This is a genomic window from Kitasatospora sp. NPDC092948, from assembly GCF_044754805.1.
In the GTDB taxonomy this organism is placed as follows: domain Bacteria; phylum Actinomycetota; class Actinomycetes; order Streptomycetales; family Streptomycetaceae; genus Kitasatospora.
Genome location: NZ_JBIVPU010000005.1, coordinates 251702 through 271617, shown reverse-complemented (window position 1 = coordinate 271617; position 19916 = coordinate 251702). Strand labels below are relative to the sequence as shown.

19 protein-coding genes and 1 pseudogene are annotated in these 19916 nt (G+C 73.3%); 11 read left to right on the top strand and 9 right to left on the bottom strand.

Annotated elements, in window-relative coordinates:
- Positions 1 to 236 precede the first annotated feature (236 nt).
- Both ACIQF6_RS18235 and ACIQF6_RS18230 read right to left on the bottom strand, forming a co-directional pair.
- Positions 237 to 443, bottom strand: a complete 207-nt coding sequence (locus tag ACIQF6_RS18235; RefSeq protein ID WP_400895996.1) for a hypothetical protein — start codon at positions 441 to 443, stop codon at positions 237 to 239.
- A 103-nt stretch (positions 444 to 546) separates the two neighbouring features.
- Positions 547 to 1041, bottom strand: a complete 495-nt coding sequence (locus ACIQF6_RS18230; RefSeq protein ID WP_400895994.1) for a pentapeptide repeat-containing protein — start codon at positions 1039 to 1041, stop codon at positions 547 to 549.
- Between the two features lie 82 nt (positions 1042 to 1123).
- On the opposite strand from ACIQF6_RS18230, the gene ACIQF6_RS18225 reads away from it, so the two are divergent.
- The 3 genes from ACIQF6_RS18225 to ACIQF6_RS18215 all read left to right on the top strand — a co-directional run bounded on the left by ACIQF6_RS18225 (position 1124) and on the right by ACIQF6_RS18215 (position 3939).
- Positions 1124 to 1540 carry a heavy metal-responsive transcriptional regulator gene (locus ACIQF6_RS18225; protein WP_400895992.1) on the top strand — a complete coding sequence of 139 codons (417 nt, stop codon included), beginning with the start codon at positions 1124 to 1126 and terminating at the stop codon, positions 1538 to 1540.
- Between the two features lie 99 nt (positions 1541 to 1639).
- Positions 1640 to 3217, top strand: a complete 1578-nt coding sequence (locus ACIQF6_RS18220) for an AMP-binding protein (RefSeq protein WP_400895990.1) — start codon at positions 1640 to 1642, stop codon at positions 3215 to 3217.
- Positions 3218 to 3318: 101 nt separating this feature from the next.
- Positions 3319 to 3939: an MBL fold metallo-hydrolase gene (locus ACIQF6_RS18215; RefSeq protein WP_400895988.1), complete on the top strand. Its 621-nt coding sequence runs from the start codon at positions 3319 to 3321 to the stop codon at positions 3937 to 3939.
- A gap of 72 nt (positions 3940 to 4011) precedes the next feature.
- Here ACIQF6_RS18215 and ACIQF6_RS18210 read toward each other — a convergent pair whose 3' ends face one another.
- Together ACIQF6_RS18210 and ACIQF6_RS18205 are read right to left on the bottom strand one after the other, a co-directional pair.
- The gene (locus ACIQF6_RS18210) at positions 4012 to 4776 is read right to left on the bottom strand and encodes a glucose 1-dehydrogenase (protein WP_400895986.1); all 765 of its coding nucleotides are present in this window, start codon (positions 4774 to 4776) and stop codon (positions 4012 to 4014) included.
- A gap of 185 nt (positions 4777 to 4961) precedes the next feature.
- Positions 4962 to 5609 (bottom strand): annotated as a pseudogene (locus ACIQF6_RS18205) (TetR/AcrR family transcriptional regulator); the annotation flags it as partial.
- Between the two features lie 157 nt (positions 5610 to 5766).
- Between ACIQF6_RS18205 and ACIQF6_RS18200 the strand changes: the two are divergent.
- Positions 5767 to 6771 (top strand): phosphatase PAP2 family protein, encoded by a 1005-nt coding sequence (locus ACIQF6_RS18200; protein WP_400895983.1) that lies wholly within the window; start codon positions 5767 to 5769, stop codon positions 6769 to 6771.
- 422 nt (positions 6772 to 7193) lie between these two features.
- Positions 7194 to 7382 (top strand): hypothetical protein, encoded by a 189-nt coding sequence (locus ACIQF6_RS18195; protein ID WP_400895980.1) that lies wholly within the window; start codon positions 7194 to 7196, stop codon positions 7380 to 7382.
- A gap of 79 nt (positions 7383 to 7461) precedes the next feature.
- On the opposite strand, the gene ACIQF6_RS18190 is transcribed toward ACIQF6_RS18195, so the two are convergent.
- The 3 genes from ACIQF6_RS18190 to ACIQF6_RS18180 form a co-directional block, all read right to left on the bottom strand.
- Positions 7462 to 8589, bottom strand: coding sequence for a hypothetical protein (locus ACIQF6_RS18190; protein WP_400895977.1), 1128 nt, complete (start codon positions 8587 to 8589; stop codon positions 7462 to 7464).
- Positions 8590 to 8624: 35 nt separating this feature from the next.
- Positions 8625 to 9077, bottom strand: a complete 453-nt coding sequence (locus ACIQF6_RS18185; protein WP_400895974.1) for a hypothetical protein — start codon at positions 9075 to 9077, stop codon at positions 8625 to 8627.
- A gap of 108 nt (positions 9078 to 9185) precedes the next feature.
- Positions 9186 to 9650, bottom strand: coding sequence for a bacteriocin immunity protein (locus ACIQF6_RS18180; RefSeq protein WP_400895971.1), 465 nt, complete (start codon positions 9648 to 9650; stop codon positions 9186 to 9188).
- Positions 9651 to 10095: 445 nt separating this feature from the next.
- Here ACIQF6_RS18180 and ACIQF6_RS18175 point away from each other — a divergent pair, with 445 nt between their 5' ends.
- Entirely contained in the window at positions 10096 to 10530 is a 435-nt protein-coding gene (locus ACIQF6_RS18175) for a VOC family protein (protein WP_400895968.1), read from the top strand.
- Between the two features lie 15 nt (positions 10531 to 10545).
- Here ACIQF6_RS18175 and ACIQF6_RS18170 read toward each other — a convergent pair whose 3' ends face one another.
- Positions 10546 to 11142 carry a GrpB family protein gene (locus tag ACIQF6_RS18170; RefSeq protein WP_400895965.1) on the bottom strand — a complete coding sequence of 199 codons (597 nt, stop codon included), beginning with the start codon at positions 11140 to 11142 and terminating at the stop codon, positions 10546 to 10548.
- A gap of 61 nt (positions 11143 to 11203) precedes the next feature.
- Positions 11204 to 11587, bottom strand: a complete 384-nt coding sequence (gcvH, locus tag ACIQF6_RS18165; RefSeq protein ID WP_400895962.1) for a glycine cleavage system protein GcvH — start codon at positions 11585 to 11587, stop codon at positions 11204 to 11206.
- Between the two features lie 837 nt (positions 11588 to 12424).
- On the opposite strand from gcvH, the gene ACIQF6_RS18160 reads away from it, so the two are divergent.
- The 5 genes from ACIQF6_RS18160 to ACIQF6_RS18140 all read left to right on the top strand — a co-directional run bounded on the left by ACIQF6_RS18160 (position 12425) and on the right by ACIQF6_RS18140 (position 19855).
- Positions 12425 to 14137: an acyclic terpene utilization AtuA family protein gene (locus ACIQF6_RS18160; RefSeq protein ID WP_400895960.1), complete on the top strand. Its 1713-nt coding sequence runs from the start codon at positions 12425 to 12427 to the stop codon at positions 14135 to 14137.
- Positions 14134 to 15732, top strand: coding sequence for an acyl-CoA carboxylase subunit beta (locus ACIQF6_RS18155; RefSeq protein WP_400895957.1), 1599 nt, complete (start codon positions 14134 to 14136; stop codon positions 15730 to 15732). Before ACIQF6_RS18160 ends, ACIQF6_RS18155 begins: the two co-directional genes overlap by 4 nt.
- Positions 15733 to 15770: 38 nt before the next feature.
- Complete coding sequence (locus tag ACIQF6_RS18150) at positions 15771 to 17699, top strand: acetyl/propionyl/methylcrotonyl-CoA carboxylase subunit alpha (RefSeq protein WP_400895954.1); 1929 nt, start codon at positions 15771 to 15773, stop codon at positions 17697 to 17699.
- A gap of 58 nt (positions 17700 to 17757) precedes the next feature.
- A complete protein-coding gene (locus tag ACIQF6_RS18145) occupies positions 17758 to 18948 on the top strand; it encodes an acyl-CoA dehydrogenase family protein (RefSeq protein ID WP_400895951.1) in 1191 nt (396 codons plus the stop codon).
- Between the two features lie 79 nt (positions 18949 to 19027).
- Positions 19028 to 19855 (top strand): inositol monophosphatase family protein, encoded by an 828-nt coding sequence (locus tag ACIQF6_RS18140; protein WP_400895948.1) that lies wholly within the window; start codon positions 19028 to 19030, stop codon positions 19853 to 19855.
- The last annotated feature ends 61 nt before the right edge of the window (positions 19856 to 19916 follow it).

The following is a 19916-nucleotide window of genomic DNA, read 5'->3' as shown; positions in this document are numbered from 1 at the left end:
GGGCGGTGGCGAGAGGGGGCGTCATGCGGTGGCGGTGCGCGGTGCGCGGTGTGGGTGACGGCAGCGCGGGCCGGCCGGGGCGGCGAGGGGTGGCGGTGCGCGGTGAAGGTGACGGCGGCGGGGCGGTGGCGAGAGGGGGCGTCATGCGGTGACGGTGGCGGTGCGCGGTGTGGGTGACGGCAGCGCGGGCCGGCCGGGGCGGCGGTGGTGGCGCGGGCGGCGGTGACGGGGGGGCGTCATGCGGTGACGGTGGCGGTGCGCGGTGTGGGTGACGGCAGCGGGGTGGTGACGGCGGGTGGGGAACTGTCGCCCGCGTGGAATCCGGCGGCCGGGGCCGGGTCCGGGTCAAGGATCTGTGCGACGCCGCCCGGCTCGCCGGGCTGTTCGCGGCCGCCCTCGGCCCGCGTCGGCTGTGCCGTGTCCTCACCTGCGGGCCTGGCCACTGCGGGTGGCTGGGGCCGGGCGCTCTCGCCCCCTCCGGCTGGGCGGGGCTGACTGCCGATGGTGCCCGGGGCGTGTGACTTCCGCAGCCCCTGCGGGTGCCCGTCAGTTGTTCGGGCAGCAGTCCGTCGTTCCGCCGTGGGCCGCCGGTGCGGCCTTCCCGGCGAGGGCCCGGCGGAGGGCGTCGGCGTCCGGGAGGCCGGACATCGTGCCGTCGGGGTGCCAGTAGAGGCGGCAGGAGAGGCTCGGCTCCGCGCCGGGCGGGGCGAACGGGTCGACACCGTCGATCAGGACGGTCGGCGAGCCGTACATGCCGAGCCGGGCGGCCTCGGCCTCGTCGGCCACCTCCACCAGGTCCACCTCCACCAGGTCCACCTCGGCCAGGTCCACCTCGGCCAGGTCCACCCCGACGAGGTTCGCCTCGGCCGGGTTCGCCTCGGCCGGGTTCGCCTCGGCCAGGTTCGCCTCGGCCGGGTCCACCCCGGCCAGGATCTCGGCCAAGCCCATCTCGGCCCTCCGCGCGGCCAGCGCGGTGGTCACCAGCTCCAGCGCCGGGCGCGCGTTCGGGCAGTCCGCCACCGTCAGGACCATGATCCGCATGTGCCGCTCCTCCAGTCTTCGGGCCGTCTTCCGAGGCTAAACCTTCCATCCCGCTGGAAGGTCAAGCGGTAGCCTGGAACGCATGCGCATCGGCGAGCTCGCTGCCCGGGTCGGGCTGACGGCCAAGACCCTCCGCTTCTACGAGGACAGCGGCCTGCTGCCCGCGCCGCCGCGCACCCCGGGTGGTTACCGCGACTATTCGGACAGCGCCGTGAGCAGGCTCGCCTTCGTCCGCGACGCGCAGCGTGCCGGGCTGACCCTCGCCGAGATCCGTTCGGTCCTCGTCCTGCGCGACGGCGGACACGCGCCGTGCGGCCACGTCAGCGACCTCGTCCACGTGCACCTCGCCGACATCGAACGGCGGATGGCCGAACTCGCCGCCACCCGGGAGGCGCTGCGCGGCCTCGCGGCGCGGGCCGGGGCCACCGACCCCGCCACCTGCTCCCCGGACGGCATCTGCAGCATCGTCGGCCCCGCCGAGGCGGGGTCCGAAAACTGACCTGACACGACGTCAGAAATGCGCCGTCGGAGGAGTGTTCACGCCATTTGGCGGAGCTACCTGCCCGGTACGGCGGCGTGCCGGGGTTAGCCTGAGGCCATGGTTGCCAACCACAACGAAGAAGTGGCCACGCCTGACGCGGAGTTCGTCAGCGGTCCCGCGACCGTCCTCCAGTCGCTCGCCGCCGACCCCGACCGCCGGGCCCTGGTGGCCGCCGACGGCAGGGAGATCACCGCCGGCGCGTTCGCCGCCGCCACCTACCGCCTCGCCCACGAGCTGATCGCCCGGGGCGTCACCCTCGGCAGCACCGTCACCCTGCTGACCGGCAACACCCCCGAGGCGCTGAGCGCCCGGTTCGCGGCGGGCCTGGCCGGTGCCCGGGTGGTGAACCTGTACGACGGCATGAGCGCCCCGACCCTGGCCGAGATCGCGGCCAGCGTGGACACCTCCGTGCTGCTGGTCGACGCCGAACGGTTCGCCGACGCACCCGAGTTGATCCCGCTGACCGACGTGCCCACCGTGCTCACCCTGGGCCCCGGCCCGGTCGGCGAACGCGCCATCGGCGAGGACGTGATCGCCGCCGCCGCCCACCGGCCCGCCGAGCCGCCGGACGTGCGGATCGGGCCGGAGGACGACCAGAGCATCCGTCACACCGGCGGCACCACCGGCATCCCCAAGGGCATCCTCACCCTGCACGGTCCCTACCGCGCCGTCTTCGACGCCCCGATCGGCACCGACTCCGCCGACGACCCGCCCCGGCTGCTCGTCGCCACCCCGCTGGCCCACCTGGCCGGGGTGCTCGCCGACGTGACGCTGTTCCGCGGCGGCACGGTGGTGCTGCTGCGCTCCTTCGACCCCGGCGCGGTCCTGGCGGCCGTCGAACGCGAACGCATCACCGAGTTCTGGGTGCTGCCGGCGCTGCTGTACCGCCTGCTCGACCACCCGGCGATCGGCCACACCGACCTGTCCAGCCTGCGGCAGATCATCTACGGCGGCAGCGCCGCCTCGCCGACCCGGATCCGCGAGGCGCTGAAGGTCTTCGGGCCGGTCCTGGTCGCCGGCTACGGAATGTCGGAGGCCCAACTGATCACCGTGCTCGGCCCCGCGGACCACGACCGCGTCGCCAACGGCGAACCGGTGCCGGTCGGCCGGCCCCTGCCGGGCGTCCAGGTGGAGATCCGCGGACTCGACGGCGCCGCACTGCCGACCGGTGAGCAGGGCGAGATCCACGTGCACTCCGACAGCCTGATGGCCGGGTACTGGAAGCGCCCCGACCTCACCGCCGCCGTGCTCCAGGACGGCTGGCTGAACACCGGCGACGTCGGCTACTTCGACGAGGACGGCTTCATCCACCTCTCCGACCGGGTCAAGGACCTGATCATCGTGGTCGGCGGGCACGTCTACCCGTCCGAGGTGGAGGACCTCCTGCTCACCCACCCGACGGTCGCCCGCTGCGCCGTGTTCGGCGTCCGCGACGACCAGGAGACCGAGCACGTCCACGTCGCCGTGGTCCCCGCCCCGGGCCGGCGGCCGAAGCTGAACGAACTCCGCGCCTTCGTCATCGAGCGCAAGGGGCGGATCTACGCCCCCGAGGTGCTGCACGTGCTCGACGAGATCCCGCTGACGCCCGTCGGCAAGCCGGACAAGAAGCGCCTGCGCGAAGCCGCCACGGGCTGAGACCCGCCGTACGCCCCCTGATGCTGACGGAGCGTCAGGGGGCATACGGGGCATGCAGAAAAGGGGAAGCGGCGTCCGGGCGGCGAGGGTAGGTTGGCCCGATGTTGCTGACGAAGTATGCCCACGCGTGCGTCCGGATCGAGGACGGCGAGAAGTCCGTGCTGATCGACCCGGGGTGCTGGACGGAGCCGGAAGCGTTCGCCGGAGTCCGCGCGGTGCTGATCACCCACGGGCACCACGACCATGTGGACCACGAGCTGCTGGCGGCGGCCCGGAAGGCCGACCCGGCGTTGGAGGTGTTCGCCCCGGACGGCATCGTCGCCGAACTGGGCGACGGCATACGCCCGTTGGCGGTGGGGGAGCGGTTCGAGGCGGGCGGCTTCGCGGTGCGCGCCGTCGGCGGACGGCACGCCCAGGTGATCGACAACTACCCGGACTGCCCGAACCTCGGCTACCTGGTCGAGGGCGTCTACCACCCGGGCGACTCCCTGCACGAGCCGGACGAGCCGGTGCGCACCCTGCTGCTGCCCTCCTCGGGCCCGTGGCTGACGATGCGCGGGGCGCTCGAACTGGTGCGCGCCGTCCGCCCGGAGCGCACCGTCCCGATCCACGACGCGTACCACAGCGAGCGCGGAACGGCGAACTTCGACGGCTGGCTCGACGGCGAGGCGGGCACCCGCTACACGCGTCTCGCGCAAGGGGAGTCCGCCCCGCTCGACTGATCCGGCCGTCCGACACCGTGTTCGACACCATGTCAGGGGTGTTAGCTCGGTGGCGGATTCAGGGACGGCGGCTCACTGGCCCATCACGTACCGGACGGTCGGGCCGGTGGTCCAGCCGCCGTCCACCGCGAGCTCGGCGCCGGTGATGTAGGAGGCCGCGTCGGACAGCAGGAACACCGTGGCCGCGGCGATCTCGGGGGCCTCGCCGACCCGGCCCATCGGGGTGTTGGGGTAGTTGCCCTCACCGCGTTCGATGCCGACGGCCGCCGTCATCGGGGTGTAGGTCATGCCCGGGTGCACGGAGTTGACGCGGATCCGGTCCACGCCCAGCTCCACCGCGCCGATCTTGGTCAGGCCGCGGACGCCCCACTTGGACGCGCCGTAGCCGGCGGTCAGCGCGAGGCCCATCAGGCCCGCCGCCGAGGAGATGTTGACCACCGAGCCGCCGCCGGCCGCGCGCAGCGCCGGGATGACGGTCTTCATGCCGATGAACACGCCGGTCAGGTTGATGTCCAGGACCTTGCGGAAGTGCTCCACCGACTCGTCGGCGAGGAAAATGCCGGTGGAGATGCCTGCGTTGTTCACCAGCCCGTGCACCGCGCCGAACTCCGCCTGCGCGAAGGCGACGACGTCCGCCCAGTCCTGCTCCGAGGTGACGTCGTGGTGGCGGTAGCGGGCCCGCTCGCCGAGCGCGGCGGCCGTCGCCTCGCCCTCCGCGTCCAGCACGTCGGTGATCAGCACGTTCGCACCGGCCTCGACCGCCTGCTTCGCGGTCTCGGCGCCCAGGCCGCGGGCCCCGCCGGTGACGATGACGGTCTTGCCGGACAGCTCGCTCATGACTTGCTCCTTGCGTTCTTCTGCTGCGCACCGGACGGGTCGCCCGCGCCCGGTGCAGGGTGGTTCGGCCGGACCGGGGCGGGTCGCGCCCCGTCCGACGTTGTGGCCGGCCCGGCCGGCGGTGCCGTCGGCCCGTCCGTTGGCCCGTCCGGCGCTGTGGACGGCGGTGTGGACGGCCCGGCCGGCGGCTTGGTTGCCCCGGCGGGAGGCGCCGTCAGCACGGCGTGGCAGACGGAGACCAGATCGGCGAGGTAGCCGTCGTCGTCCGTCAGGGTGCGCTCGCCCCCGGCCAGCTGCCGGGCGCGCTCGGCCAGTGCCGCACCGATCAGGGTGAGCACCAGGTCGATCCGTTCCAGCCGCACCGGCTCCGGCAGCAGCTCCACCAGCGGGGCCTCCAGCTCGCTGATCAGCCGCCAGTACAGGCTGCCCGCGAGACCGGGGTGCGGCCGCCGCTCGCGGATGCCGCTGTCGTGGCTGACCTGGGTGGAGATCCGCAGGCAGTCCCGGCCGCGCGCGGTGCGCAGCTCGGTGGACTCGGCGTCGATCAGCGCCCCGAGCAGCTCGGCCAGCGGCCGCCCCTCGGGCTCCGGCAGCCGCTCGGCGAGCGCCCGCTCGGTGCGCCGCTGGCGCTCCGCCATCACCGCGTCCAGCAGGCCCTCGCGGGAGCCGAAGTGGTACTGCACGGCGGACGGGTTCGCCTGCCCGGCCTGCCGGACCACCTCGCGCAGCTGCGCGCCGTGCACGCCCTGCGCCGCGAACTGCTGCTCGGCGGCGCGGATCAGTCGCTCCCGGGTGGTGCCGGAGGTGCCGTCGGAGTCCGATGTGGTTGCCATGCCCAACAGGTTAATACTCGCCATTATTAATGTCGAGCATTGAAAGTGTCGGGCCGGTGGGCACCGTCCCCCGTCCGTGTGCCGTCTGTGAATTCACTGGGAGCCCGGGCGCGCGGCTCGAGGTTTCTCAAAGACGCTCTTGCTAGCTTCGTGACGCATGATCGACTCGTCCCACCTGGCAGCCCGGTCACGTTCGTTGGCAGTCCAACTGCTGGCCCGGCTCCGCCCCAGGCACCTCGCCTGGCCGCTGTTCGCCCTCGCCTTCTGGCGCTACCTCGCGGTCTACGGACTGCCGTACGCCAACGACGTGGTCTTCCTCTGGTTGATTGCCGCGCTGGTCGCGGCCTCCGTGCACAGCGGCGGCCGCAAGGGCTGGCTGTACGTGCTGCGCGACTGGGTGCCGGTGATGGCCGTGGTCTGGGCCTACTCGCTGCTCAGAGGCTACGGTGCGCACACCCCCTGGCGGCCGCACTACGCCCCACAGATCGCCTTCGACAAGGTGCTCGGCTTCGGTGAGACCTGGACGGTGCGCCTGCAGCACCTGCTCTACCACCCCGGGCACCCGCAGTGGTACGACTACGCGATCGTCGTCGTCTACATGTCGCACTTCTTCGCCGTCTTCGGGATCCTCGCCGTGCTGTGGAAGCGCAACCACGCCCGCTTCCGGCACTTCCTCGCCTGCTACCTGATCATCACCTTCGCCGGCTTCCTCACCTATGTGCTCTACCCTGCCGACCCGCCGTGGCTGGCCGCGATCGAGAACCACCTGCCCGCCGTCGACCGGATAGTCAACGCCGTGCTGGAGAACAGCGGCCTGCACCGGGCCGGAACCATCTTCGAGAACGGCAGCCGGTTCGCCAACGACGTGGCCGCGATGCCCTCGCTGCACTCCGCGTACCCGATGATGATCGCCCTGGTGTTCTGGCCCCGGGCCGGGCGCACCATGCGGGTGATCCTCGCCGCGTACCCCCTGGCCATGGGCTTCGCCCTGGTCTACGGCGGCGAGCACTTCATCATCGACGTGCTGGTCGGCTGGGCCTACGCCTGGGTGGTGGTCACCCTGGTCAACCGTTTCCTCGCCCGCCGGGCCGCGGCCCGCGCCGCGAAGCAGGAGGCCCCCGCCGCGGCCCCCGTGGCGCCGCCCTCCGTCCCGGTCGCCTGACTCTCCCTCGCACGGGGCCCCCGGCCCCGGCCCGGCAAGGTGGTGCCGGGCCGGGGCCGGGGGCCTGTGTGCGGGACCTCCGCAAAGCCGCCGCGCCCCCGACGCGTTCTCCTCACCGCCTGCGCAACCACCTCGGAACCCCCCTCCGAGCGGCCGGTGAGTTTCCTGGGCGTTCGCTGGGAGTCGGAGACTGGCCGTCACCGCCGGTTGGACCGCATGTGGAAGCTGACGCTCCGTCAAAAACCGGTTTCGGGAGGGCCGCCCACCGGTTGCGGTGAAGGCTTTGCCAATCTGTGGCGGAGTCTTGTTGTGGACGCGGGTAGCGTCGTGCGGAACACCGCAGGAGGACCCACCATGGCCGCACCCCACACCCCGTCTGCGCCCGGCGAGCGCCCCCGAACCGCCGCCCTGCCGACGACCCGATGATCTCCGGTCACACTGTCGCGCTGTGGGTGATCCTGACCTCGATCGGCGTCCTGCTGTTCGGCGTCGGACTGGCCTCCACCATTCGCATCCGCCCGGGCGCCGACCGCCCCCGCGACCACCTCCTCGGCCCGCTGCTGATCGCCACCGGCATCCTGGTCACCGGCCTCGGCCTGTGGCTGCTCTGAACGCCGGCGGCCGCTCCGCATGCTCGGGCCGCTTCGAACGCCCGGGCTGTTCCGCGTGCTCGGGGCCGCCGTCCCGGGGTCAGCCGGTGGGCAGGCGCCCGGTCGGCTTCCAGTCCTGGCGCGCCGCCTCGGCGGGCTGGCCGTTCGGCTTCGTCGGCGCGGCCGACCAGCGGTGGAGCAGGCCGGACCGGTCGTCGAAGGTCAGCCAGCTGCCGTCGCCGAGCGGGCAGGCGTACCCCGGGGTGCGGCCGTCCGGGTAGGCGACGCGCTGACGCGGCACCAGGGTGGCGGCGTCCAGCAGCCAGTGGGCGCCGTCCTCGTCGGCGCAGTCCAGGGTGGAGACCAGGACGGTGCCCGGGTCGACGAAGCCGCACTGCCAGTCCCAGGCGGGCAGGCCGTCGGGGCCGTCCGGCGGCGCACCCTCGGCGAGCAACGTGCCGTCCACGGCGTGCAGTTGGACGTCCCAGCCGTCGTGCTGCACCGTCAGGTACGCGGAATGTTCCGGGTGGACGTCCGCCAGGATCCGGTCGCCCTCCTCCTCCAGCCGGACGTCCCGCAGCTGCTCGCCGTCCCAACGTGCCCAGTACAGGCCGATGCCGTCCTGGCCCATGCCCACGCACAGCCCGACGTGGCCGGTGCCCGGATGGGACTGGTGGTGCGAGCCGGCCGCGACGCAGTCCAGGACCTGGCGGGCCAGGAGGCGGCCGTCGGCGGCATCCAGGACCACCCACTCCTCCGCGAAATCCTCCGCGTCCGAGGTGCCCGGGAGGTGCGCCCACACCACCCGCCCGTCGTCCGAGACCCAGCAGGAACCGTGCTCGGAACCCCGACACACCTCCTGCTCGTCGCCGCTGTGCGGATGCCCCAACTCCGGCCCCCAGCACGGGTGCCGGTACTCCCATCGGGTGGTTCCGTCGCCGTTGACGGCCCGCACCGCGCGCTGCCCCGAGAACACCGCGAACGAGCCGTCCGGACTCACCGAGTGCACCCCGCCCGTCCAACCCGGCCACGGCAGCGGAAAGGTGGCGGACGGCTCCGGCCGCCCGCCGAACACCGCGTCCAGGTCGAACACCGCCAGCCGCGCCCCGTCCCGCAGCAGCGCCCGGCGCGAACCCGCCCGACCCTCGAACCCGAACCCGTCCACCACGTCCCGCCCGCCCGGCAGGGCGACCGCACCGCGCAACACCGCATCGACATCGACCGTCATCCGACCGACCCTACTCTCCGCCTGTCTGTCGGCTTCTACGGGCAGACCCAGCAGTACAGCCGCGCGCACCGCGCCACCGCCCGGGCGGCGATCCCGGCCAGCTCCCGCAGGAACTCGGCGAGTTCGTCCGGGTCGGCCGGGCCGTCGAACACCCCGTCGACCGCTGCCCACCGCTCCGCGACCTCGCCCAGGGCGGCGTCGTCCTGCCGCGCCAGCGCGTCCCGGAACGCGTCCGACAGCGACAGCACCACCGCCTCGCCGTCCTCGTCCATGCCGACCAGCGCCCCGCACCGCGGATCCGCCCGGACCGCCGCACCCGACCGTCCCGTCACCAACTCCTCGGCGGGCCCGAGCACCACCACCGGATCAATGCCCTTCACCACCGTCCCGTCGTACCCCGCCCCGAAAGGCTCGTCGTCGTCCCGGACGATCGCCCCCAGGGCGTCGTCGTCATCAGCAGCGGCGAAATAGCCGAACAGCACTCCCATGGCGCCGGAGCATGGCACAGCGGCCTGACATCGCCGTCCTGACAGCAGCGTCCTGGCGGCGAGTCGGCGCCGACCGCGGTGATCTGCGGTGGCTGGCGCGCCGGTTGCTCAGAGTGCGATCGGGCGGTACCGCAGCGCCGCCTCGACGATCCGCTCCGCGGAGGCGTTCCGAAGCTCGGCCGGCGGGTGGAACAGCAGGTCGGAAACCCGGGGGTGCGACACGTTGGCCTCCAGCAGCCGCAGGTAGTAGTCGCTGTTGTCGCTGTCCGGAGGGTCCTCCAGCAGCCGGCGCACGACCTCGACCAGCTCGTCCCGGGTGATGTCGGAGACCTGGGGGCGAGCGGGGCGGGCGGCTTCCCGGGCGAAGTCCTCCAGGCTCCGGCTGCCGTCGTACTCGGCGAAGCAGAGCGCTCCGTAGTCGTGCCCGGTCATCGCATTGAAAGCCGCGACCGCCTCGTCCACGGCCTCGGGGTGCTTCATCGCCAGGTCGGCGATCCGCTCGATCTCGCGGCACAACTCGGCCAGCCGTTCCCGGCTCACAGGCGGTGGCAGCAGCTCCGGTCTCAGGTCCATGACCCGGATTGTGCCCGATCGCGCCGACACGCCCGAGGACAGCGGCCCGCCCGCCCCAATCCCTCGATCCCGACAGGCCGAGTCGTCCGCCGGGGCCCGGACGTGTTCACGACCCCGGCCCCCCGGCCCGCGAACCGGTGCGCCGCAGGCGCGAGCACACCTCGATCGCAGCGGACCTCGACGGTCCGGGGGAAGCGCAGGGCTGCTGCGGCAACCCGGTCCCGCCGGTGCGGCCGGGCTACTACGGCACGCCTGCCCCGGCCGCGGAGCGGCACCAACAGGGTCGGCGACCGTCCCGGCAGGACGCCGAGGTCGGGCAGGTCGTCATCCGTCGTCACCCGGCTCGGTCGAGGAGCCGGCACCCCGGCCCTCGGCCGACGGACCGTCAACTGTTCGGCGCCGTAATCCACTCGAAGGCAAGATCCACCCCTGCTACGGTGGCGCGATGCCATCGGTCAAGAAGTTCCAGATCACCTTCGACTGCGCCGACCCGGAGCGCGTCGGCCGCTTCTGGTGCGAGGCGCTCGGTTACGTCCCGCCGCAGCCCCCGGCGGGCTTCGACACCTGGGAGGCGTACACCGAGTCGCAGCCGCCCGAGGAGCGCGGCTCCTGGTTCACCGCCGCCGACCCCGAGGGCATCGGCTCGCGGATGTACTTCCAGCGCGTTCCCGAGGGCAAGGTCGTGAAGAACCGTGTCCACCTCGACATCCGGATCGGTACCGGGCTGGTCGGCGAAGAGCGCCTGGCCGCCCTCGAAGCCGAAGCCGTCCGCCTGATCGCCCTCGGCGCGACCCGCGGCCAACTCCTGCTCGCCGACGAGTACAACGAGTCCTGCCAGAACATGCAGGACGTCGAGGGCAACGAGTTCTGCCTCGACTGATCCGGGGCTGCGCCGTCAGCTCTCCCCGGCGTGCGGCGCCCAACCGGTCGCGGCGGCCCAGGCTTCGGCGACGGTGACGACGAGATCGACGACCGGGTCCTTGACGTCCGCGTAGGTGTCGATGTCGTGGACGACGCCGGCGAGGACGGTCTTGAACCGGCCGTACGCGGGCACCGCCTCCGGGTGGGCCCGGAACCAGTCGCGGAAGAGCAGCGCCAGCCGCTCGTTCGGCGACCCGAGCAGCCGCACGTGCAGGTTGCAGTCCGGGCCCTCCTGGCCGCGCCGCCGCCAGAGCCGCTTCGCCCACCGCTCACGGTCGTCGTCGATGCCCGCCGGCACATGGTCGTACTGGTACGGCGACCGCTGGAAACCCCTGTCGGCCAACGGGCCGTCGAACGCACGCTCGGCCTCGTGCAGGTCCGCGACGGTGATCTGCACGTCGAGGATCGGCTTCGCGGCCATCCCGGGGATCGCCGTGCTGCCGATGTGCTCGACGTGCAGGGGCAGCGGCGCGAGGGCCGAACGGAGCTCGGCCGTGAGGGCGAGGGCCTGCTGCGCCCAATCGGCGTCGTGGTCGAGCACGTTGGGGGCGGAGGCGGCGTTGGTGGTCACCCGAACGAATGTATCGCAGGGCGGGTGCGAAACCCGTGCGGAGGTTCCGCACCCGCACAGCTCACTCGTCGATGAGCGCCTTGTACCCGGCGGCGTCCAGCAGCTTCTTGAACTCCGACTTGTCGGACGGCTTGAGCTTGAAGATCCAGGCGTCGTACGGCTCCTCGTTGACCAACTCGGGCTCCTCGCCCAGCTCCTCGTTCACGGCGGTCACCGTGCCGCCGACCGGCGCGTAGATCTCCGAGGCGGCCTTCACCGACTCCACCACGCCGGCCGCGTTGCCTGCCTTGAGAACCTGCCCGACCTTCGGCAGTTCCACGAACACCACGTCGCCGAGCGACTTCTGGGCGTGATCGCTGATCCCGACCGTCACCGTCCCGTCGGACTCCTGTCGCGCCCACTCGTGCGACTCGGCGAACCGCAGATCGGCAGGGATGTTCGACATGATTTGTCCTCCTTGGGACGACTTGACCGGCTGCCTCAGCATGCCGGACATCGCGCAGGAAGCGTCGGATTTCCCACCGATCCCTGACGAAATGTCAGTTCTGCTTGACAGGAGCACCCCGCCGTCCCGGAACGGCCCGGAGCCCTGCCCGCTCAGCGGCCCAACGGCAGGAAGAGAGGGCGGGACGACGCCCGGGCCGAGAACGGGCGAACGCCTCCACCGGGGCGGACGACCTCAAGGGCGAACTCCGGCACGGTCACGCCGAACCGGTGCCGACCGGCAAAGCCCTTCTCCGGCACGAGAATCGGCCCCGTCCGGAGACGAACAGACACTGGCTGAGACGGGGCCCTGCTCCCCGGGGCGCGCCAGCCGGAGCACGCCCTGCGGCGACGTGCGCGATCGGGAGCGTCCGGTTCCGGGAAGCGTCCGGTGCCACAGCGTCGCGCCGGCCCGGTCGATCGCGGGCAGGGCCGTGCGGAGGATCTCCGACCCGTGGCTCGTGACGTGGAGGGGGCCTGCGGGGTCGTGCGCTGCCGGGGCTCGGACCTGGCCCGGCACGGCTGGGTGCGAAGGAGTGATCACGGCTCTGCATCCTGCTGTTCGGCAAGGGCGAGGTCGGGCCGTCCCCGGGCCCGGCGGCGACCACGCGGAGCGATCGGACGGCGCCGTGGCCGTCCACCGGCGGCGATCACCGCCATCCGCAGGGCCGGCGGGGCCGTTTCCGGGTCGGCGGCCGAAAAACAAGCACGCGTGCTTGATTTGTCGGCGGCGCGGTGCCACGCTCGGTCGCGACCGGATGAGGCGAACGGCCGGCGGGCGACCGGGAGTTGGGGAGGTGTGCCGGTGTTGCGGATCGGCAATGCTTCGGGGTTCTACGGGGACCGGTTCGCCGCGTTCCGGGAGATGCTGACCGGCGGGCCGCTGGACGTGCTGACGGGGGACTACCTGGCCGAGCTGACGATGCTGATCCTGGCCCGGGACCGGATGCGGGATCCGAAGCTGGGCTACGCGCGGACGTTCCTGCGGCAGGCCGAGGAGTGTCTCGCGGAGGCGATGGACCGCGGGGTGCGGATCGTCGTCAACGCAGGCGGTCTCAACCCGGAACGGCTCGCGCAGGCGCTCGGCGACCTCGCGGCGCGGCAGGGCGTCCACACCCGGATCGGGTATGTCACGGGGGACGAACTGCTGCCCCGCGCAGCGGAGTTCGGCTGGACGGGGGAGGAGCCGAGGCGCCCGCTGCTCGCCGCCAACGCCTACCTGGGGGCGTTCGGCATCGCCGAGTGCCTGCGGGGCGGCGCGGACGTGGTGGTGACGGGGCGGGTCACCGATGCGGCGCTGGTGGTCGGGCCGGGGATCGCGCACCACGGGTGGACGCCCGACGACCTGGACGCGCTGGCGGGCGCGGTGGTGGCGGGGCACGTGCTGGAGTGCGGGGCGCAGGCCACCGGCGGGAACTACGCGTTCTTCGCCGAACACGGGGAGGCTCTCGACCACCCGGGCTTCCCGCTCGCCGAGCTGCACGCCGACGGCAGCAGCGTGATCACCAAGCACCCGGGCACCGGCGGAGTGGTGACCGTCGAGACCGTCACCGCCCAACTCCTGTACGAAACCGGCGGGGTGCGCTACCTCGGGCCGGACGTCACCGCCCGGCTGGACACCGTGACGCTCACCGCGGACGGCCTGGACCGGGTGCGGATCGGCGGGGTGCGCGGCGAGGCCCCGCCCGCCACCCTCAAGGTCGGACTGAACCGGCTCGGCGGCTACCGCAACGAGCTGGTGTTCGTCCTCACCGGGCTCGACATCGAGGCCAAAGCGGCTTATCTGCAACGGCAGTTGACGCACGCGCTGACCGACCCGCCGGCCGAGCTGCGCTGGACGCTCGCCCGCACCGACCGCCCGGACGCCGACACCGAGGAGCGGGCCAGTGCCCTGCTCCGGCTCACCGCCCGCGACCCGCAGGAGGCGAAGGTCGGCCGCGCCCTCACGGCCGCCGCCGTCGAACTCGGCCTGGCCGGCTACCCGGGCTTCCACCTGACCGCGCCGCCCGCCCCGGCCTCGCCCTACGGGGTGTTCGAGGCGCGGGAGTTGGACGCGAAGCAGGTCGAGCAGCTGGCCCACCTGCCGGGCGGAGACGTCGTCCCCGTCCGGCCGGAGCGGCAGCCGGTGGATCAAATTCCCTTGAGACATCCGGAGTTGCCGACAGAGCCCGAATCCGGACCGACCCGTCGCGCCCCGCTCGGCCTGGTCGCCGGGGCCCGCAGCGGCGACAAGGGCGGGGACGCCAACCTCGGCGTGTGGGCCCGCGGGGAGGCCGGCTGGCGCTGGCTCGCGCATGCCCTCACCGTCGAGAAGATCCGTGAACTGCTCCCGGAGGCAGCCGAGTTGGAGATCGAGCGGCACCTGCTGCCGAACCTCCGCGCGGTGAACTTCGTCATTCGCGGGCTGCTCGGCGAGGGCGTCGCCGCTCAGGCCCGGTTCGACCCGCAGGCCAAAGCGCTGGGGGAGTGGCTGCGCTCCCGGCACCTCGACATCCCGGAGGCACTGCTGTGACCGTACTGCCCACCCGGCTGGACACCAGCGGGCCCGCGTACACCGAGAATCGCGCCGCCATGCTGGAGAAACTCGCCGCGCTGGACGCCGAGCACGCCAAGGCGCTGGCCGGCGGCGGGCCCAAGTATGTGGAGCGGCACCGCAGTCGGGGCAAGCTGCTGGCCCGGGAGCGGATCGAGCTGCTGATCGACCCGGACTCGGCGTTCCTGGAGCTGTCCCCGCTGGCCGCCTGGGGCAGCGACTACCCGGTCGGCGCGTCGCTGGTCACCGGGATCGGCGTGATCGAGGGCACCGAGTGCGTGATCACCGCCAACGACCCCACCGTGCGCGGCGGTTCGTCCAACCCCTGGACGCTGCGCAAGGCGCTGCGGGCCAACGAGATCGCCCTGCGCAACCGGCTGCCGCTGGTCAACCTGGTGGAGTCGGGCGGCGCGGACCTGCCCAGCCAGAAGGAGATCTTCATCCCGGGCGGCGCGCTGTTCCGCGACCTGACCAGGCTCTCGGCGGCCGGAATCCCCACCGTGGCCGTGGTGTTCGGCAACTCCACGGCGGGCGGGGCGTACGTGCCCGGCATGTCCGACCACGTGATCATGGTCAAGGAACGCGCCAAGGTGTTCCTCGGCGGACCGCCGCTGGTGAAGATGGCCACCGGCGAGGAGGCCGACGACGAGTCGCTCGGCGGAGCCGAGATGCACGCCCGCACCTCCGGCCTGGCCGACCACCTGGCCGTCGACGAACCCGACGCGCTGCGCCTGGCCCGCCGGGTCGTCCACCGGCTGCACTGGCGCAAGTCCGGCCCGGAGCAGGCACGTTGGTACCAGCCGCCGAAGTACGACGAGGACGAGCTGCTGGGCGTCGTACCCGGCGACCTGAAGGCGCCGTTCGACCCGCGCGAGGTGATCGCCCGGATCGCCGACGGCTCCGACTTCGACGAGTTCAAGCCGCTGTACGGCAGCAGCCTGGCCACCGGCTGGGCCACCGTGCACGGATACCCGGTCGGCGTCCTGGCCAACGCGCAGGGCGTGCTGTTCAGCCAGGAGTCGCAGAAGGCCGCCCAGTTCATCCAACTCGCCAACCGGCGCGACCGGCCGCTGCTGTTCCTGCACAACACCACCGGCTACATGGTCGGCCGGGACTACGAACAGGGCGGCATCATCAAGCACGGCGCGATGATGATCAACGCGGTGTCGAACAGCACCGTCCCGCACATCTCGGTGCTGATGGGCGCCTCCTACGGCGCCGGCCACTACGGCATGTGCGGCCGCGCCTACGACCCGCGCTTCCTGTTCGCCTGGCCCAGCGCCAAGTCCGCCGTGATGGGACCGCAGCAACTGGCCGGCGTGCTCTCGATCGTGGCCCGCCAGTCCGCCGTCGCCAAGGGCCGACCGTACGACGAGGACGCCGACGCCGCCGTCCGCGCCATGGTCGAGCAGCAGATCGAGGCCGAGTCGCTGCCCGCGTTCCTGTCCGGCCGGCTCTACGACGACGGGGTGATCGACCCGCGCGACACCCGGACCGTGCTCGGCATCTGCCTCTCCGCGATCCACAGCGGACCGGTCGAGGGCGCCTGCGGCTACGGCGTCTTCCGGATGTAGCCACCACCAACCACCGATCGAGGAAAGTGAACTGACGGATGATCATCTCCCTGCTGGTGGCCAACCGCGGCGAGATCGCCCGCCGGATCTTCCGCACCTGCCGCACCCTCGGCATCGCCACCGTCGCCGTGTACGCCGACCCGGACGCCGGCGCCCGGCACGTCCAGGAGGCCGACACCGCCGTCCGGCTGCCCGGCGCCGCGCCCGCCGACACCTACCTGCGCGCCGACCTGCTGATCCGGGCCGCGCTGGACGCGGGCGCCGACGCCGTGCACCCCGGCTACGGATTCCTGTCCGAGAGCGCGGAGTTCGCGCGGGCCGTGCAGGACGCCGGACTGCGGTGGATCGGCCCGCCGCCCGCCGCGATCGCCGCCATGGGCTCCAAGACCGCCGCCAAACGGCTGATGGCCGCCGCCGGCGTCCCCGTGCTGACAGTGCCGCAGACGCCCGGCGAGGCCGACCTGCCGCTGCTGGTCAAGGCCGCGGCCGGCGGCGGCGGACGCGGGATGCGGGTGGTGCGCACCCTCGCCGAACTGCCGGACGCGCTGGCCGCCGCCCGGGCCGAGGCGGCGGCCGCGTTCGGCGACGGCGAAGTGTTCTGCGAGCCGTACCTGCCCACCGGCCGGCACCTGGAGGTGCAACTGCTGGCCGACGCGCACGGCACCGTGTGGGCCGTCGGCGACCGGGACTGCTCGCTCCAGCGCCGCCACCAGAAGGTGATCGAGGAGGCCCCCGCGCCCGGACTCGACGCCGACCTGCGCACCCGCCTGCACGGCGCCGCCGTCGCCGCCGCCCGCGCCATCGGCTACCGGGGCGCCGGAACCGCCGAGTTCCTGCTCGCCCCCGACGGCCGGCTCGCCTTCCTGGAGATGAACACCCGCCTCCAGGTCGAGCACCCCGTCACCGAAGCCGTCACCGGGCTCGACCTGGTCGCCCTCCAACTCGCCGTCGCCGAGGGCGAGAAGCTCCCCGCCGCCCCGCCGCCCGCCGACGGCTGCGCGATCGAGGCCCGGCTGTACGCCGAGGACCCCGCCCGCGACTGGCAGCCCGCCACCGGCGCCGTGCACCTGTTCGAAGTCCCCGGCGTGGACGTCGAGTTCGCCACCCACCCGGCGGAAACCGGCCTGCGCCTGGACGCCGGTGTCGGAGCGGGCGACCGGATCACCGTCCACTACGACGCGATGCTCGCCAAGGTGATCGCCCGGGCCCCCACCCGCCGCGCCGCCGCCCGCCGCCTCGCCGACGCCCTCGCCCGCACCCGCCTGCACGGCCCGGCCACCAACCGCGACCTGCTGGTCCGCGCGCTGCGCCACCCGGCCTTCCTGGACGGCGCCGTGCACACCGCCTTCCTCGTCGAACACGCCGACCAACTCCTCGACCCGGACGGCAAGTCCGCGCCGCTCGCCGCCCTCGCCGCCGCCCTCGCCGACGCCGCCGGCCACCCCGGCACCGCCCCGTCCGGCTGGCGCAACCTGCCCTCCCGGCCGCAGCACAAGCGCTACCGCACCGCCGACGGCGCCGAACTCGACGTCCGCTACCGCCTCACCCGCGACGGCCTGCTCGCCGAGGACCACCCCGACGTCCGACTCCTCGGCAGCACACCGGAGTCCGTCGACCTGGAGGTCGGCCCGCTGCGCCGCCGCTACCGGATCGCCCGGCACGGCGACCAGGTGTTCGTGGACGGCCCGACCGAGCACCACACCCTGACCGTCCTCGACCGATTCCCGGACCCGGCCGCCGAGTTGGCCCCCGGAACGCTGATCGCCCCGATGCCCGGCACGGTCGTCCGGATCGCCGCCGAACCCGGCCGGCCCGTCACCGCCGGACAGCCGCTGCTCTGGCTGGAGGCGATGAAGATGGAGCACCAGGTGACCGCCCCGGCCGACGGCCTGCTCGCCGAACTCCCCGTCGCCGTCGGCCAACAGGTCGAGACCGGCGCCGTGCTCGCCGTCGTCACCGCCCCCTGAGACCGACCCCGCACCAAGGCCCGGCACGCCGCCACCCTCCGCCCGGAAGGACCCGCAGATGTCCGCACCGCGCACCACCTCGCTGCCCGCCTCCCCGCTGATCGAGTCCGAGGACCGCCGCGCCCTGCGCGAGGCCGTCGCCGCGCTCGGCCGCCGCTACGGCCGCGCGTACTTCCAGCGCAAGGCCCGCGCCAACCAGCCCGTCGAGGAACTCTGGTCGGAGGCCGCCAAGTTGGGCTACCTCGGCGTCAACCTGCCCGCCGAGTACGGCGGCGGAGGCGCCGGGATCAGCGAACTCGCCATCGTGCTCGAAGAGTTGGGAGCGTCCGGCTGCCCGCTGCTGATGCTGATCGTGTCACCGGCGATCTGCGGCACCGTGATCGCCAGGTTCGGCACCGAGGAGCAGAAGCGGCGCTGGCTGCCCGGACTCGCCGACGGCAGCAAGGTGATGGCGTTCGGCATCACCGAGCCCGACGCCGGCTCCAACTCGCACCGGATCGGCACCGTCGCCCGCCGCGACGGCGAGGACTGGCTGCTCAGCGGCCGCAAGGTGTTCATCTCCGGCATCGACCACGCCGACGCCGTGCTGTTCGTCGGCCGCACCGAGGACGCGCGCACCGGCAGGCTCAAGCCCGCCCTGTTCGTCGTCCCGCACGACACCCCCGGCTTCGACTACCGGCCCATCCCGATGGAACTCACCGCCCCCGAACGGCAGTTCCAGGTCTTCCTGGACGACGTCCGGCTGCCCGCCGACGCCCTGGTCGGCGACGAGGACGCCGGCCTGCTGCAACTGTTCGCCGGACTCAACCCCGAGCGGATCATGACCGCCGCCTTCACCCTCGGCATCGCCCGGTACGCCCTCGACACCGCCGTCGGCTACGCCCGCACCCGCACCGTCTGGGACCAGCCGATCGGCGCCCACCAGGGCATCGCCCACCCGCTCGCCCAGTGCGCCATCGAGGTCGAACTCGCCCGCCTGATGACCCAGAAGGCCGCCCACCTCTACGACGCCGGCGACGACCTGGCCGCCGGCGAGGCCGCCAACATGGCCAAGTACGCGGCCGGCGAAGCCTCCTGCCGCGCCGTCGACCAGGCCGTCCAGACCCTCGGCGGCAACGGCCTCACCCAGGAGTACGGACTCGCCGCGCTGATCACCGCCACCCGGGTCGGCCGGGTCGCCCCGGTCAGCCGGGAGATGATCCTCAACTACGTCGCCCAGCACACCCTGGGCCTGCCCCGCTCCTACTGACGCCCGAACAGGACGCGCCGGTGCGAGCCGTATTGACGGACCATCGGCTCGCACCGGGGCCGGAGGCTACGCTCGCGCCATGACGATCAAGCACACCGGAGACCACCGCCCCGACGTCGAACTCGCCCGGCGCGCCGCCGAGGCCGGCGCCGAGGCCGTCCGTGCCCACGCCTGGGCCACCGCCGAGCGGCACGACAAGGGCGGCGGTGACTTCGCCACCGCCGCCGACCTGGCCGCCGAGGCCGCCATCCTCGACCTGCTGCGCGCCGCCCACCCCGGGGACGCGTTCACCGCCGAGGAGAGCGGCCGCATCGGCGCGGTCGACGCCGACCGCCGCTGGCTGATCGACCCGCTCTGCGGCACGCTCAACTACGCCGTCGGCTCCCACCTGGTCGCCGTCAACGTGGCCCTGCGCGAGCGCGGCCGCACGGTCGCCGCCGCCACCGCCGACCCGTACACGGGGGAGACGTTCTGGACCGACGGCGAACGGGCCTTCGTCCGCCAGGGAGGGCAGGACAGGTCGCTGGTCCCGTCCGCGCACTCCGCCCTGGTCGACGTCAACCTCGACCCGCCGTACCCGAACGCCGCGGCCTTCCGCGCCGCGCGGCTGCTCGCCGACCCCGGCTTCGAGGCCGCGTTCCGCCCCCGGGTGGTCTCCAGCACGCTCGCCGTCGCCTGGGTCGCCGCCGGCCGGCGCGCCGCCTACGTCACCGACGGGCACCTCGGCGACAGCGTGCACTTCGCGGCGGGCCTGGCCCTGTGCGAGGCGGCCGGCTGCACCGTCACCGACCTGCGCGGCAAGCCCCTGCACAGCGGCGAGGGCGGCCTGCTGGCCGCCGCCGACCCGGACACCCACGCCCGCCTGCTCGACCTGATCGACCGCCAGTACCGCCGCGCGACCCCGTAAGCCGCCACGCGCCCTGCCCGCGCCCCTCCCCGCCCCGGCAATCTTGGCCAGCGGCACGCAT